16 protein-coding genes and 1 tRNA gene are annotated in these 14940 nt (G+C 56.7%); 13 read left to right on the top strand and 4 right to left on the bottom strand.

Annotation, left to right across the window (positions count from 1 at the left end; all coding sequences use genetic code 11):
* Positions 1 to 5: 5 nt before the first annotated feature.
* The 4 genes from I3V23_04335 to I3V23_04320 all read left to right on the top strand — a co-directional run bounded on the left by I3V23_04335 (position 6) and on the right by I3V23_04320 (position 1780).
* On the top strand, positions 6 to 545 hold the full coding sequence (locus I3V23_04335) for a hypothetical protein (protein QPI86208.1): 540 nt from the start codon (positions 6 to 8) through the stop codon (positions 543 to 545).
* Positions 546 to 647: 102 nt separating this feature from the next.
* Positions 648 to 842 (top strand): AlpA family transcriptional regulator, encoded by a 195-nt coding sequence (locus tag I3V23_04330; protein QPI86207.1) that lies wholly within the window; start codon positions 648 to 650, stop codon positions 840 to 842.
* Complete coding sequence (locus tag I3V23_04325; protein QPI86206.1) at positions 829 to 1026, top strand: AlpA family phage regulatory protein; 198 nt, start codon at positions 829 to 831, stop codon at positions 1024 to 1026. Before I3V23_04330 ends, I3V23_04325 begins: the two co-directional genes overlap by 14 nt.
* Positions 1019 to 1780, top strand: a complete 762-nt coding sequence (locus tag I3V23_04320) for a DUF3631 domain-containing protein (protein QPI86205.1) — start codon at positions 1019 to 1021, stop codon at positions 1778 to 1780. Before I3V23_04325 ends, I3V23_04320 begins: the two co-directional genes overlap by 8 nt.
* A gap of 3 nt (positions 1781 to 1783) precedes the next feature.
* On the opposite strand, the gene I3V23_04315 is transcribed toward I3V23_04320, so the two are convergent.
* Positions 1784 to 2871 (bottom strand): IS3 family transposase gene (locus I3V23_04315; GenBank protein QPI86204.1). Its coding sequence is split into 2 segments (ribosomal slippage): positions 1784 to 2610 and positions 2610 to 2871, totalling 1089 coding nucleotides; the frame shifts between segments, so codons are not numbered across the junction.
* 553 nt (positions 2872 to 3424) lie between these two features.
* Positions 3425 to 3515, bottom strand: a tRNA-Ser gene (locus I3V23_04310).
* A gap of 183 nt (positions 3516 to 3698) precedes the next feature.
* Between I3V23_04310 and I3V23_04305 the strand changes: the two genes are divergently transcribed.
* From I3V23_04305 to I3V23_04265, 9 genes are all read left to right on the top strand, one after another.
* The gene (locus I3V23_04305; protein QPI86203.1) at positions 3699 to 4541 is read left to right on the top strand and encodes an SPOR domain-containing protein; all 843 of its coding nucleotides are present in this window, start codon (positions 3699 to 3701) and stop codon (positions 4539 to 4541) included.
* A gap of 40 nt (positions 4542 to 4581) precedes the next feature.
* Entirely contained in the window at positions 4582 to 5787 is a 1206-nt protein-coding gene (locus I3V23_04300) for a D-alanyl-D-alanine carboxypeptidase (GenBank protein ID QPI86202.1), read from the top strand.
* The gene (gene tmk / locus I3V23_04295; protein ID QPI86201.1) at positions 5788 to 6417 is read left to right on the top strand and encodes a dTMP kinase; all 630 of its coding nucleotides are present in this window, start codon (positions 5788 to 5790) and stop codon (positions 6415 to 6417) included.
* Positions 6414 to 7541 carry a DNA polymerase III subunit delta' gene (locus I3V23_04290; GenBank protein ID QPI86200.1) on the top strand — a complete coding sequence of 376 codons (1128 nt, stop codon included), beginning with the start codon at positions 6414 to 6416 and terminating at the stop codon, positions 7539 to 7541. Before tmk ends, I3V23_04290 begins: the two co-directional genes overlap by 4 nt.
* 64 nt (positions 7542 to 7605) lie before the next feature.
* Positions 7606 to 8436: a TatD family hydrolase gene (locus I3V23_04285; protein QPI86199.1), complete on the top strand. Its 831-nt coding sequence runs from the start codon at positions 7606 to 7608 to the stop codon at positions 8434 to 8436.
* 4 nt (positions 8437 to 8440) lie between these two features.
* A complete protein-coding gene (locus tag I3V23_04280) occupies positions 8441 to 9238 on the top strand; it encodes an MBL fold metallo-hydrolase (GenBank protein ID QPI86198.1) in 798 nt (265 codons plus the stop codon).
* Positions 9239 to 9241: 3 nt separating this feature from the next.
* Complete coding sequence (locus I3V23_04275; protein QPI86197.1) at positions 9242 to 10174, top strand: AEC family transporter; 933 nt, start codon at positions 9242 to 9244, stop codon at positions 10172 to 10174.
* A gap of 101 nt (positions 10175 to 10275) precedes the next feature.
* A complete protein-coding gene (locus I3V23_04270) occupies positions 10276 to 12480 on the top strand; it encodes an NADP-dependent isocitrate dehydrogenase (protein ID QPI86196.1) in 2205 nt (734 codons plus the stop codon).
* A gap of 127 nt (positions 12481 to 12607) precedes the next feature.
* Positions 12608 to 13798 (top strand): sugar transferase, encoded by a 1191-nt coding sequence (locus I3V23_04265; protein ID QPI86195.1) that lies wholly within the window; start codon positions 12608 to 12610, stop codon positions 13796 to 13798.
* A 76-nt stretch (positions 13799 to 13874) separates the two neighbouring features.
* On the opposite strand, the gene I3V23_04260 is transcribed toward I3V23_04265, so the two are convergent.
* Both I3V23_04260 and I3V23_04255 read right to left on the bottom strand, forming a co-directional pair.
* A complete protein-coding gene (locus I3V23_04260) occupies positions 13875 to 14246 on the bottom strand; it encodes a hypothetical protein (GenBank protein ID QPI86194.1) in 372 nt (123 codons plus the stop codon).
* Between the two features lie 170 nt (positions 14247 to 14416).
* A complete protein-coding gene (locus I3V23_04255; protein QPI86193.1) occupies positions 14417 to 14905 on the bottom strand; it encodes a hypothetical protein in 489 nt (162 codons plus the stop codon).
* Positions 14906 to 14940 lie beyond the last annotated feature (35 nt).

Below are 14940 nucleotides of genomic sequence, written 5' to 3'. Positions count from 1 at the left end.
ACTCAATGAGCGATAAACTTCAGTTAGCACTCGAGTATGCAATCAACGAACTACAAGGGTTCTACGATCGCGGGAACACCTTTGCCAAACTAAACCAGCATTACAGGTCTCAGATGTTGGGGGTTTCGGACAATGATTTTGACTGGCGGTCACTTCTGGAAAAAGCTTCCAGTGAGTTCAGCGCTTTTGACAGTTTGAAACGGTATTGCGCGCATCAAATCCGAATGGAAAAGCCGTTACCTGACCTATTAAAATATTGGATAGCCGATGTGCTCGAGGGAATAGAGCCAACATTAAAAGAGCAGAAAGGTGGCACAGAAACAGGTAAAGCCCAGAATGCCTTCTTGCCCCGTTTGGTTCAAAAGATAGTCGATAAATATAACCTGCCTGCTACGCGTGGCTCTGGCAGTGACCCGACTAGCGCGTGTGACATAGTTCAAAAGGCAATTATCAAAGTCCCTGAAGCACGAGAGATTAGATCACGCACTTACGAGACTATTCGTAAGGATTACGCACGAGCTAAGAAAAATGGTGCATTCGAATAAATCATTATGATGTTGGCACTTAGATAGCCATTTAATTGCCAAATACAGGAGAAGCTTAGCCACATATTTCTTGGATCATCTCACAACCAAATGGATGTAAAGATGATCAAGAAAATATACAGGCTACCCGAAGTGATGGATATGACAGGGCTTTCTCGCTCTAGTATCTACCTTCGTATTTCGACCAATGAATTTCCCAAACCAATCAAAATCGGCGCTCGTGCCGTAGGATGGCCAGAGGAAAGCATCATTACTTGGCAAGAAAAACTGATGGAGGCGCGCGATGAAAGTGCTTAGCGCCTCTGAAGTGGCGAAGAAAACTTCGATGTCAGTTTCGAATGTTCGCCGACTTGCCCGCAACAAACAGTTCCCACAGCCATTCGCACTCACAGAAAGCCGCTATGGTTGGCTAGAGTCCGACATTGATGAATGGATTAGCGAGTGCATTCGCAAGCACCAATCAGGAGGCGGGCATGGCTGATTACATCTCTATTGCAGATGCACTGGACGAAATGTCGAGCGATATTCGTTCGCATATGATCCTTCAGCATCAAAGTCATGCGGATGCTGCAGCGGTCTGGGCTGCGTGCACGTTCCTAATGGATAAGTGGAATATCTTTCCCAAATTCTACATCCATTCGCCAGAACGAGAATGTGGAAAAACAACCCTCTTGGAACTAATGGAGGCGATGGTAAAGAACCCTGAAATGGCGGGAAACGTTACGGCTTCTGCATTTTTCAGAATGATCGAACTGAGTCAGCCTACATTCTTAATTGATGAAGCAGACATAACTCTCCGCAAAAATGATGAGCTTCTAGCGATCATGAATGCAAGCCACCGTCGTCGCACTGCCTATAAAATTTTGAGTGATCCTACAAACACCAATGGTTGGACACCAAAAAAATGGTCGACTTGGACGGCACAAGTCATCGCAGGAATTGGCGATCAGGCTGATACGCTCATGAGCAGATCAATCTGTGTTAATCTGCGCCGTAAGTTAATCTCCGAAAAAGTCGAGCCAGTTCCTTCCAACTACTTTGAACGCAAGCAACCTCTGAGAGACTATCTCGAGGCATGGTCAGGTTCCGTTGATTTGGAAGAGACACTCGAGACAATCCCATCGGGTGGATCGGATCGAGCGAAGGATAACTGGTCGCCTCTGTTTGCGGTCGCAGCGCACGCTGGAGGTCTCTGGCCTGGTAATCTCCCCATTTTTAACGGGGTGCATCCGTAGAACTTACGCGGCCATTTTCAGTTTCATAGCGGGTGTGATGCCGCCGATGCCCATGTTCGGGCGGTCGTTGTTATAAGTCCAGAGCCATTGTGTGGCCTGATCCTGTGCCTCCTCGATGCTTTCGATGATGTATTGATCCAACCACTCATGCCGGACTGTCCGGTTGTAGCGTTCGACATAAGCGTTTTGCTGCGGCTGTCCGGGTTGGATGTGCTGGATAGTGATACCCTGCTTCTCGGCCCATATTCTGAGCTTCTCGCTGATGTATTCCGGGCCGTTGTCGACCCTGATCGTGCCAGGTTTTCCGCGCCATTCGATGATGCGGTCCAAGCTGCGGATGACCCGTTCGGCGGGCAACGAGAAGTCAACCTCGATCCCCAGCCCTTCTCGGTTGAAGTCGTCCAGCACATTCAGCAGCCGAAAAGCACGGCCGTCGCCAAGACGATCTGCCATGAAGTCCATCGACCAGGTCACATTGGGCGCGTCTGGCACCGCCAGAACATCAGGCTTCTCCCGTTTCAGCCGCTTTCGGGGCTTGATCCGCAGGTTCAGTTCCAGCTCGCAGTAGATCCGATAGACGCGTTTGTGGTTCCAGGGATGCCCCTTCACGTTGCGTAGATGCAGGAAACACAGGCCAAATCCCCATGTCTTGCGCGCATCCGTCAGCCCCGTCAGCAGATCGGCGATCACCTCGTTCTCGGCCTTCAGCTTTGGGCTGTACCGATAACAGGTCTCGCTGACCCCGAAGGCCCGGCACGCCAGCGCAATGCTGACACCCCGTCGTTCCACCGCCGTTTCGGCCATCTCTCGCCTCTGAGATGGCCCACCTACTTTTTTCCGAGGGCTTCCTTCAACAGATCGTTTTGCATGCTCAGGTCCGCATACATCCGCTTAAGCCGACGGTTCTCTTCTTCCATCGCCTTCATCTGGCTGACCATCGACGCATCCATGCCGCCATACTTGGCCCGCCATTTGTAAAATGACGCGTCGCTCATCCTATGCTCGCGGCACAGCTCGGAAACCGGCACTCCGCCTTCGGCCTGACGCAGGATCGCGATGATCTGCGCCTCAGTGTATCTGCTTGTCTTCATTCGAATTCTCCTCGTTCATCTTGCCGAGAAAATTCTACTTTTGCAGCCCCTTAATTTCGGGGGGGATTACCTGGCTACTGCGACAACGACTGCTCTCCAACCGCAAAAGTATGTCCTAAATGCGGTGATGACCTTGGCGCGATAGATCGGCCTTGGAAGGATTTTGATGGATCAGAAACCCTTTTTGACAAAGGTCTCAAGATAATAATGATTGGGGGGGCTATCTTATTTTTCTTTGTCACTTTGTTATTTGCACGCTTCTGATCGGAAACAGCTGCAGGTCTACGACGATACAATTTTAAAAGAATATTGGATCGCGAGCGAGCCTTTTTCAGGAAAAATGCGAGCGTGCTATAAGTAACACCTCAGGTAGCAGAGTTTTCCCCCACCCCCCCCCTGCGCCTAACGATGTCTGACTAATTTTTTCCCACACAGGATAGGGCACATGCACTGTGCATTGCTCTCACCATCTATCGTTTGGGGACTCTATTGGGGACAGGTTCATGCCCTGTAAAATTAAACTGAATAAAATCAATATCTTAAAAAAAATATATGGCGGAGGAGGTGGGATTCGAACCCACGGTACGCTTTTGACGTACGTCGGTTTTCAAGACCGGTGCATTAAACCACTCTGCCACTCCTCCGACTTGGGCGGGATAGCTTGTGGAGGGCGATTCTGGAAGGGGGGCTGCGGTTGTGGATTCATCCGTAGTCAAAATTGCGCGACATGGGTTTTCAGGTTGCTTTTTCATGTGTATTATTCGTGCAAAAATAACAATTGCACCCAGATGGGCGCGCGGCATCAGATTGAGAACAGGGTAGGGCAGATGGATTTTTCCTTTTTTGGACGGGCAAGGCCGATCTATGCCCTTTTGGTGGTGGCGGCTTTCGGGCTTGGCGGGTGTCAGACGGGGCTCACGGGGAATGCGGCCGATCCAAGCCTTGCTGATACTGGCACGACCCGTTTGGTCGAGCGCGATGTTGAGGCGCCCGATGTGTTTCAGGTGACCGAAGACGGGCTTTGGGATGGGCGGCCCTCCTTGGGCGGTGTTTGGGTGGCGCACCCGTCAGCCACGGATCCCGAGCGGGTGATTATTCGCAACGAGGCCAATGGGCGCTTTGTGATTGGTGCGTTGTTCCGCCGTGAACGCGACAATCCTGGGCCTGCGCTTCAGGTGTCATCTGACGCAGCTTCGGCTTTGGGGCTACTGGCGGGGGCGCCCTCGATGTTGAACGTCACCGCCTTGCGCCGCGAGGAGGTCGCGGAGGATATCGCCTTGGCCACCCCTGCCGAAGGGATTGCGCCGCCGAATTATGACGGGCCTGATGCGGGCGGGGCCGAGACGATTGCCGCCTTGCCTTTGGATAGGCCTGCCTCTGCTGCCCCCGTTGCGCCTGCACCTGCCGCAAGCCCCGCACCCGTTGCGACAAGCGCCCTTGAGCGGCCTTTCGTGCAAATTGGCATTTTTGCAGTGCAAGAAAATGCAAATAACACCGCGCAGGCCTTGCGAAATTCTGGATTGCAGCCCACCATCTATGATCAGACCTCCAATGGCCGCCGTTTTTGGCGGGTGGTGGTCGGGCCTGCCTCGACAACTGCGGAGCGGGCCAATAATCTGGACGTTGCACGCAGGCTTGGCTTCCAAGATGCGTATTTTGTAACCAATTGAACCCGCAGCCAAGCCCTGCGGGTCGAGTGACAGGTGGGGAATGGGCGTGACATTGGCAAAGACACTCGGCAGTTTTGGCTGCAGTTTGGCCTTGGCCTTGGGAATTTTGCTGCCTCAGGCGGTCAAGGCCCAAGGGTTTGAGACACAGGCAGGATCGGCCTATGTGGTGGATCACAATTCAGGGCAGGTTCTGTTCGCTCTGAATGCGGATGTGCCCTTGCCGCCTGCCTCGATGTCCAAGCTGATGACGTTGAACATGACGTTTGAGGCACTGGAAGATGGGCGCCTCACGTTAGACACCTCATTGCCTGTCTCAGAGCATGCCATGTCCTTTGGTGGCTCAACCATGTTTCTCAACACCACCGACCGCGTTCGGGTCGAGGATTTGATCCGCGGAATTGTTGTTCTGTCTGGCAATGACGCAACGGTGGTTTTGGCCGAGGCGCTAAGCCCTGATGGCACTGAGGCAGGATTTGCCGCACTGATGACAGAACGCGCACGGCAATTGGGGATGGAGACGGCAACCTTTCGCAACGCCAGCGGCTGGCCCGCTGCGGGGCATGTGATGTCGATGCGCGATCTGGGCATTTTGGCGGAACGTCTGATCACCGAGTTTCCGCAATATTATCACTATTTCAACGAGCGTGAATTTCCCTTCGACAACCGCGCGCCTGACAATCGCTTTAACCGCAACCCGATTTTGGGATTGGGCATCGGGGCTGATGGTCTGAAAACGGGCCATACCGAGGAGGCAGGCTATGGTTTGGTCGGCTCTGCCGTGCAAGGCGATCGCCGCGTGACCTTTGTGATTTCGGGCTTGCCTACGGCGGATGCCCGCGCCGGTGAGGCGGAGCGGATCGTGAATTGGGCCTTTCGTCAATTTGTCGAGCGCGATGTGATCGCAGCGGGGGATATTTTGGCGCAGGCGCCTGTGTTCTTGGGCGAAACGCCAACCGTGCCTCTGACAGTGGCCGATGATGTGCGTATGCTCTTGCCGCAATTGACGGTCACGGGCGGGTTGCTTGAGGCGGAGGTTACGCTGTCTGGCCCTATTCCCGCGCCGATTGCGGCGGGCACGCCTTTGGGTGAGCTGCACATCGCGGTTGAGGGGCTGGCGCCGACAACAGTGCCCTTGATTGCCGCCACTGATGTGGCGCAGGCAGGCATAATGGGGCGTCTGGGGGCTGCAACTTCGCGCGCTATGGCGGCCGTGATGGGTCAGGTGTCTAGCCTGAGTGATAATTGAATGTCGGGCGCGGCAAGCGGGCTGTTTATCAGTCTTGAAGGGATAGATGGGGCGGGAAAATCCACGCAAAGCCGCCTTTTGGCGGCGCATCTGCGCGGCCTTGGCCGTGATGTGATTGAGACACGCGAACCTGGCGGTGCGGCGGGGGCAGAGGATATTCGCAAGCTGTTGGTCGAGGGGGATCCAGATCGCTGGTCGCCCGAAACGGAGATCTTGCTTTTTTCTGCCGCGCGCCGTGATCACCTTGAGCGCACGATTGCGCCTGCGCTTGCCCGTGGGGCCGTGGTGATTTGTGATCGATTTGCGGACTCCACCCGTGTCTATCAGGGGGCTGCGCGTGGCGATCTGCGCGATCTTGTCGATGATATCCATGCCCGTGTGATCGGGGTGGAGCCTGACCTGACCTTGATATTGGATATGGACCCCGCTGTGGCCTTGGCGCGTGGGTTGGCGCGGCAATCGGGCGAAGATCGGTTCGAGGACATGGGGCTGCCCTTTCAAGAGCGGCTGCGGTCTGGGTTTCAGGCGCTTGCCCGCGATTTTCCTGACCGCTGCGCAATGGTTGATGCCAATCAAGCGCCCGAGGCGATTGCACAGGATATCGCGCGGATCGTAGAGGCGCGGCTATGAAAGATGATGATCTCCTGCCAGAGGCGGATGCCGCCGAGGGTCTGCCGCATCCGCGCCATGCCCCGCAACTGATTGGTCACGCCGCCGCCGTGACCGAGTTTTGTGCGGCGCTTGCCTCTGATCGGATGCATCACGCGTGGCTGATTACGGGGCCAAAGGGCATTGGCAAGGCTACATTCGCGTGGAAAGCGGCAGAGCATTTATTGAACAGCCCCGATGACGCAGGGGCGGCTTTGTTCGACATGCCGCCTGATCCGCAGGGCTTCGTCACTGATCCTGAGGGGGCCGTGGCACGGCGTTTGCGCGCGCTGTCTGAGTCACGGGTTTTGCTGGTGCGGCGCGGATGGAATGAAAAAACCAAGAAGCTCTCCGCCGAAATCACTGTGGATGAAGTGCGCCGCCTGAACCAATTTTTTGGACTTTCCGCCGTAGATGGCGGGCGGCGTGTGGTGATTGTTGATGCGGTGGATGAGATGAACCGCAACGCGGCCAATGCATTGCTCAAACTGCTTGAAGAACCGCCTGAGGATGCGATTTTGCTTTTGGTTGCGCATCAACCCGCGAAGCTTCTGCCCACAATCCGCTCGCGTTGTCGCACGTTGCGTCTTAACCCGCTTGGGGCGGATGAGATGGCCCAAGCCATGCACAGCATTGATGTGGCAGTGGACGACCCGCGCGCGGTGGTTGAGTTGGCCAATGGATCGGTTGGGGTGGCCGCGCAGATGATTGAGGGGGGCGGTTTGGCGCTTTACGGCGCTTTGGTTTCGCTGATTGGAACCTTGCCGCGATTGGATCGCGCCCAAGCGATGGCCCTCTCCGAGCAGGTCACGGGCAAAGCAGGAGAAGCGCAGTTTGATCTGATGCTTGCGCTGTTGGATCGGTTGTTGGCGCGCTTGGCCCGTGTGGGGGTAACTGGCGCACTGCCCCCCGACATTGTCACGGGCGAGGGGGCAATTTTGGCGCGCCTTTCGCCAAGCCCCCATGAGGGTCGGGGATGGGCCGATCTTGCGGATCGTTTATCCGCCAAGGCACGACAGGGGCGCGCGGTGAACCTTGACCCTGCCGCTTTGATCCTTGATATGATCATAAGCATCGAAAAAGCGGCACCGCGTGTGATGGCGTGATCCTCCTGGAGGGGCGCATCACCCCCTTGCTGTGCCATAATCTGCGAGACTGATCTTTTAGCCCATGAGTGACCGCGTGACCCCCTCCTCTGATGCCACCCCGCAATTGGTCGACAGCCATTGCCATCTGGATTTTCCCGATTTTGAAGGCGAATTGGGCGATGTCGTGGCGCGGGCCGTGGAGGCGGGTGTGTCCCGCATGGTGACGATTTGCACCAAAATGGGCAATGTTCCACAGGTGCGCAGCATTGCCGAGAGCCATGCGCCCGTGTTCTGGGCTGCGGGCCTTCATCCGATGAGCGTGGCCGATCAACCGCCCGTCACCGTTGAGGATTTAGTGGCCCTTGCAGCGCATCCAAAATTCGTTGGCATAGGCGAGACGGGTCTGGATTATCACTACACCGCCGATAGCGCAGAGGCGCAAAAAGACAGTTTGCGCATCCATATTGATGCCGCGCGCGAGACAGGGCTGCCCTTGATCATCCATGCCCGCGCCGCAGATGAGGATATGGCGCAGATCCTGCGCGAAGGATATGCAAACGGCCCTTATTCCTGCGTGATGCATTGTTTCAGCTCTTCGGCTGAATTGGCGCGCGCGGCATTGGATTTGGGGTTTTATCTTTCAATGTCGGGCATTGCGGCCTTCCCAAAATCGGGCGAGTTGCGCGCCATTTTTGCCGAAGCGTCCCTTGATCGGATTTTGGTTGAAACCGACAGCCCCTATTTGGCCCCGCCGCCCCATCGCGGACGGCGCAATGAGCCTAGCTATACAGCCCTGACCGCGCAGGTGGGGGCGGATATCTTTGGCATCAGCCTTGCCGAATTCGCCGCGGCAACCAGTGCGAATTTTGACAGGCTGTTTTCCAAGGCCGCCCAATGGCAGGGGGGCGTTTAGGGTTATGGGCAAGCTGCGTTATACCATACTTGGCTGCGGCTCATCAGGCGGGGTGCCGCGTTTGGGGGGCAATTGGGGCGCCTGTGATCCGCGTGAACCCAAGAACCGCCGCCGCCGCTGCTCGCTTTTGGTGGAGCGTTTGGGCGAGGGCGGCACAACGCGGGTCTTGATTGATACCTCGCCTGATATGCGCGCCCAGCTATTGGATGCAGATGTGGGCGCGCTGGATGGTGTGGTTTACACCCATTCACACGCGGATCACGTGCATGGTTTGGATGATCTGCGCATGATCGTTTTCAACATGAAATCCCGCCTCAATGTTTGGGCAGATGCAGCCACGGCCAGCGATCTCTTATCCCGCTTTAGCTATGCCTTTGTGCAGCCCGAAGGGTCGGATTATCCACCGATCCTGACGCTGAACCCGATTGAGGGTGAGATTGTGGTGACGGGGGCAGGCGGGCCTGTGACGCTGCAGCCATTCGATGTGCAACACGGGCGCATCATGGCGAAAGGGTTTCGCATCGGTGACGTGGCCTATTTGCCGGATGTCTCGGACATTCCTGCGCCTGCCTGGGAGATGCTATCGGGTTTGGATTGTTGGATTTTGGACGCGCTGCGCCGCACGCCCCACCCAAGCCACGCGCATCTTGAGCAAAGCCTAGATTGGATTGCCCGCGCCCGCCCGCGCCGCGCAATCCTGACCAATATGCATTTAGATTTGGACTATCAAACGCTTTGCGATGAATTGCCTGCGCATATCTCGCCCGCCTATGATGGGCTGCGTATCAGTTTGGATTTCTAGAGGATGTCCGCCCTTCTTGAAGTTGTCTTGCCCGTCTTTATCGTCATTGGCTTTGGCTATGTGATGGTCTGGCGCGGCTTGTTTTCTGAGGAAGGCGTTGACCTTCTCATGAAGTTTTCACAAGGGATTGCGATCCCTGCGCTGCTATTTTTGGCGATTGCGCGGCTTGATCTGAGCCAAGATTTCCATTTCCCGCTGCTGCTGAGCTATTATTCTGGCTCAATCCTTGTGTTCCTTTTGGGGATGTTCGGGGCGCGCGTCATCTTTGGGCGGGTTTGGACAGATGCGGTGGCGATTGGTTTTGTGGCCATGTTCGCCAATTCCGTGCTGTTGGGCCTGCCGATCATGGAGCGCGCTTATGGCCCCGATAGCCTTGCAGGGAATTTTGCGATTGTCGCGCTGCACGCCCCGTTTTGTTATCTGGTGGGCGTAACCGCAATGGAGGGGGTCAAGGCGGGCCGCGTGGCCCCGCATATCTTGGCCCTTGCCGTGGGGCGCGCGCTGTCGCGCAATGCGCTGACCTTGGCCATTGGGGCGGGGTTTGTTGTGAATTTCATCGGGCTTGGCATGCCCGTTGTTGTCGAGGATGGGATTGCCCTTTTGGCCCGTGCGGCCCTGCCGACCGCGCTTTTTGGCTTGGGTGGGGTGCTCTATCGTTATCGTCCTGAGGGCGAGGTGCGGGTGATCGCGATGGTCTTGATCCTGTCGCTGATTGTGCATCCCGCAATTGGGTGGATGATGGGATCGCAGATTTTGCATATTCCCAGTGATGATCTGAAATCTGTGGTCATCACCGCCGCGATGGCCCCAGGCGCCAATGCCTATCTGTTTGCCAATATGTATGGGGCAGGGCGGCGCGTTGCGGCCAGTTCGGTTTTGGTTGGCACGGGCGTGACAGTTTTGACCTCATCAATTTGGCTGATCATCCTCGGGTGAGGCCCCTTGTAAATTTTGTGCTGCGGCAACCTTCACGCTTCCCATTTGGTCAATTGTATACTATGGGATGCCGAAATCATCCTCCCTAAGGAGCCAAAGCTATGACCGACCAGACCCCAGATATCATCTATACCAAAGTTGACGAAGCGCCTGAACTTGCCTCGGCTTCGCTTTTGCCGATCATCGCGCGCTTTGCGCGGGCGGCGGGTGTCTCGGTTGGCACGCGTGACATTTCGCTGGCAGGGCGCATTTTGGCGGCATTTGCCGATCAATTGCCCGCCGATCAGCGCCAAAGTGATGATCTGGCCGCCTTGGGGGAATTGGTCAAAACGGCGGATGCCAATGTGATCAAGCTGCCAAATATCTCGGCCTCTGTGCCGCAATTGCAAGCCGCAATCAAAGAATTGCAGGGGCAGGGCTATGCGATCCCTGATTATCCAGAAAACCCCAAAACTGATGCGGAAAAAGACGCGCGCGCGAAATATGATGCGATCAAAGGCTCTGCTGTGAACCCCGTTTTGCGTGAAGGGAATTCAGACCGCCGCGCGGCTAAAGCCGTGAAGGCCTATGCGCAGGCCAACCCACATCGCATGGGCGAGTGGACGAAGGATAGCAAAACCCGCGTTGCGGCCATGTCGGGCGGCGATTTCCGCAGCAATGAAACATCGGTCACGCTGAAAGATGCCGCAACCGCGCGCATCGTTCACGTTGCGGAAGATGGCACTGAGACTGTGTTGAAGGATGCAGTCAGCTACCCGGCGGGCACGGTTGTCGATGCGACCTTCATGAGTGCCGCCGCGCTGAGCGATTTTCTGGCGGCTGAGATTGAACAAACGAAGAAAGATGGCGTGCTGTTCTCGCTGCATATGAAGGCCACAATGATGAAGGTCTCTGACCCGATCATCTTTGGCCATGCGGTCAAAGCCTATCTTGCGCCCGTCTTTGACGAATTTGGGGATCGTTTGGCGGCACTTGGCGTCAACCCCAATTCGGGTTTGGGTGATCTCATGGCCCGCATTGCAGGTGAGGCCGATATCAAAGCGGCGATTGACGCCTGCATGGCAGCGCGCCCGCCAATGTATATGGTCGACAGTGATCGCGGCATCACCAATTTGCATGTTCCCTCGGATGTAATTGTTGATGCATCCATGCCTGCGCTGATCCGTGCAGGTGGTAAAGGCTGGGGGCCAGATGGCAAGGAACATGATGCGGTCTGTGTGATCCCTGATAATTCTTACGCGCCCGTCTATGACGAGACGATCAAGTATTTCAAAGAAACGGGCAAGCTTGATCCTGCCACCTGCGGCACGGTGCAGAATATTGGCCTGATGGCGCAAAAGGCCGAAGAATATGGCAGCCACCCGACCACATTCGAAATTGCTGCAAAAGGCACGGTTCGGATGATCTTGGAAGATGGGACAGTGATCCATGAACACGCTGTTGAGGCGGGTGATATTTGGCGTTCGGCCTCTGCACGCAAGGCACCGATTGAGGATTGGGTGAATTTGGCGATTGATCGTCAGCGCGCCGAAGGCTGCGAGGCGGTGTTTTGGTTGGATGAAACCCGCGCCCATGATGCGGAATTGATCGCCTATGTGCGCCCGATTTTGGAAGCGCGCGGTGTGGCCGATAAATTCGCGATTATGGCGCCGCGTGAAGCGACCCGCAAAGCCCTAGAAACGATCCGCGCAGGTAAGAACCATATCGCCATCACAGGCAATGTGTTGCGCGATTACCTGACCGATCTCTTCCCCATCCTTGAATTGGCGACATCGGCTAAGATGCTGTCGATTGTAAAGTTGATGCAGGGCGGTGGTTTGTTTGAGACGGGTGCAGGCGGATCGGCCCCGAAACATGTGCAGCAGCTGCAAGGTGAAAACCACCTGCGCTGGGACAGTCTGGGCGAGTTCTGCGCCCTTGGTGAAAGCTTTAAGTTCTTGGCGGAGACAAAGAACAATGCCGCAGCCCGTATCTTGGGCGAAGCGGTCGAGGTCGCGACCCAAGGCGTGTTGGACGATAACCGCAGCCCTGGCCGCAAGGTGGGCGAGCCTGACAACCGCGACAGCCATTACTGGTTCGCGCGCTACTGGGCCGAGGCCTTGGCCGCGCAAGGCGAGGATGCAAAGCTTGCCGCAGAATTTGCGCCGATCGCCAAAGCATTGGCGGAACATGAGGCGCAGATTTTGGCAGAGTTGCACGCCGGTCGTGGTGCGGCTGTGGATTTGGGCGGCTATTATCACGCAGACCCCGCAAAGGTTGCAGCCGTCATGCGCCCCTCGGCCACGATGAACGCAATTTTCGCCTGACGCATAGGCCACTTCGCGTGATATTTTAGCAAAGCCCCCCGTGGTTTCGGGGGGCTTTTGTCTGTTTGGGGGCTTTCCATATCGGCCCCAATCAGACAGAACATGGCGCAACATGAGGGGGGATGCCATGCGCATTGTCATTGCAGGGGCGAGCGGGTTTGTGGGGCAAATGCTGGTGCCCGAATTGCGCGCGCGCGGCGCAGATGTGATGCTGCTTGGCCGCGACCCTGAGACGCTGCAGGCGAAATTCCCCGAATGCGCAGTGTCGGATTATGCAAACCTATCGCAGGCGCTGCAGGGGGCAGATCTGCTGCTCAATTTGGCGGTGGTGAATTCAGATGCGGGGGCAAGCCTGAGCGCCTATCAGGCCGTTAATGTGGAATTTGCAGCCACGCTTGCGCAGGCGGCGCAGGATGCGGGGGGGCGGTTTATCAATGTCAGCTCAACCCATGCTTTGGAGGCAGCCAACCGATCCGCCTATGCGCAAAGCAAACGCGATGGTGTCGCCGCAGTTGACGCGGTGGGAGGGGATATCGTGCATCTCTATCTGCCCGCGATTTATGGCGCGACATTCGCAGGTGCGCTGCGCCATCTAAACCGCTTGCCCAAGCCTCTGGCGCGGTTTGCCTTTGGCCCGATTTCGGCGCTAAAGCCGACCCTGTCCGTGACGCGGCTGGCGGAGTGGCTGTGTCATCACGCGCGGACGGCCCCGCGTGAGCTTGTGCTGAGTGACGGGCAGGGGGGCAACCTCACCTATCGCGCGATCAGCCGCGTCATGGATTTAGCTGCGGCAGTGGGTGGCTTGATCCTATTCGCGCTGCCTATGCTGATCTTGTGGGCTTTGATCCGCAAAGAGGGCGATGGCCCTGCAATTTTCGCGCAACCGCGCGTGGGCCGCGGAGGGCAGGTCTTCACCTGCTACAAATTCCGCACCATGGCGATTGGCACGAAACAGGCGGGCACGCATGAGGTGTCTAGCGCCGCCGTCACGCCCTTGGGGGCCAAGCTGCGCCGATATAAACTTGATGAGCTGCCGCAGCTTTGGAACGTCCTTTGGGGTGATATGAGCCTTATTGGCCCACGCCCCTGCCTGCCCGCTCAAGAGGAATTGGTGCGCCTGCGCGCTCAGGCGGGTGTTTTGGACATTCGCCCGGGTATCTCAGGTCTTGCCCAAGTTGCGGGCGTGGATATGAGCGACCCCGCGCGCCTCGTTGCATGGGATGCCCGCTACATCGCGCTGCGCGGTCTGATTTTGGACATTCGGTTGATCTTGCAAACGGCCCTAGGGGCGGGGCAGGGCGATCGCGTGGGGAAATGAGATTGATTTTGCGCGTGTTTGATAACTGATGTTTCGCGACATTTAAAAATTTTTATACATAATTTAAATTAAAAATCTAGTTTGGCTTCGTTTTGTGAAATTGATCCAGCTCTAGGAATCTCTTTAGCGCCTTGCGCCGGCCCGCGTGCGCGTCCTGCAAGTGGCGGCGCGCGGCGCGGCGGTCTCGCTCGTCAAAACGCGCAGACGTCGCCGTGAGTTGGCGCAGTAATTTGCGCCCTGATATCTGCCCCTCGATATTGAAGAGATAATCAAGGTCTTCGAGCTCGCCGCGCACCAAGTCTATTTCGTAAGCTAGGGTGTGTGGGGTTTCGCGGGCCACGATTTCGGCGGCGTGGCGCTGGGCATGGGTGAGCCGCGCCTCGGCTGTCGCAAGCTGGAGCGCCGCCGCGCTGCGCGGGGTCTGGGCTGCAGTTTCGGGCGTCGCCACAGGGTCGCCAAGTATCAGTCTGAGGTGGTGGAGAATTTCAGTCGCGGGTGGCGCGGCACTCAGACCGTGGCGCCGAGCGTTTTGGCTGGATTTTCGGCGGCCTTCGGCGGTTTTGGGCCCCGTGCTAAGCCGCGCGTTTTTGCGGTTGGACTGCCGCTTGAGGGCGCTCGTCATGGCTCTGAGACTTCAGCGTCATCGATATTCGCCAGCGCACGGCGCGCCTGCAAGTCGTGGAAGTCTTTTAATAATTGTCGGCGGCGGGCCTCTAGTCGTTCCACGCTCACCTCGTGGTGCGCGTGGATGTGTAGGTGATTTGCGTAGGCGACCGCCCCGAACTCACTCATGCGATCAAGCGCCGCTTCTTTGTTTTGAGAATTATGCGCTTTCTGGTCTGCTTTGGGGGTCAGCAATCGGCTGCGCTCCTCCCGCAGTGCTTCTGCACTCACACGCTGAGCCTCATGTCCGAGCAGGTGTGCGCTGAAGCGGCGGTGGCGCATAATTTCCCATTCAGAGTAGGCGATGAGTTCCACTTGACGCCGCTCGAGGTGGGTCTTTGGGTTCAGTTCCTCGCCGAGGGCTATCATCAACGCTTCGAACGCGCCTGCGTCTTCGTCTGGCGTGGTGATGGGGGGCGATATAATGGCTGCATCTATCAACATGTTGCGCTAACCCTTAATAGTGGCACTGCATATTG

The sequence above is a fragment of the Rhodobacterales bacterium HKCCA1288 genome (genome assembly GCA_015693905.1).
GTDB lineage: Bacteria > Pseudomonadota > Alphaproteobacteria > Rhodobacterales > Rhodobacteraceae > M30B80.
The sequence above is the reverse complement of the archived record's forward strand: the minus strand, read 5'-3'. Positions and strand labels throughout refer to the sequence as shown.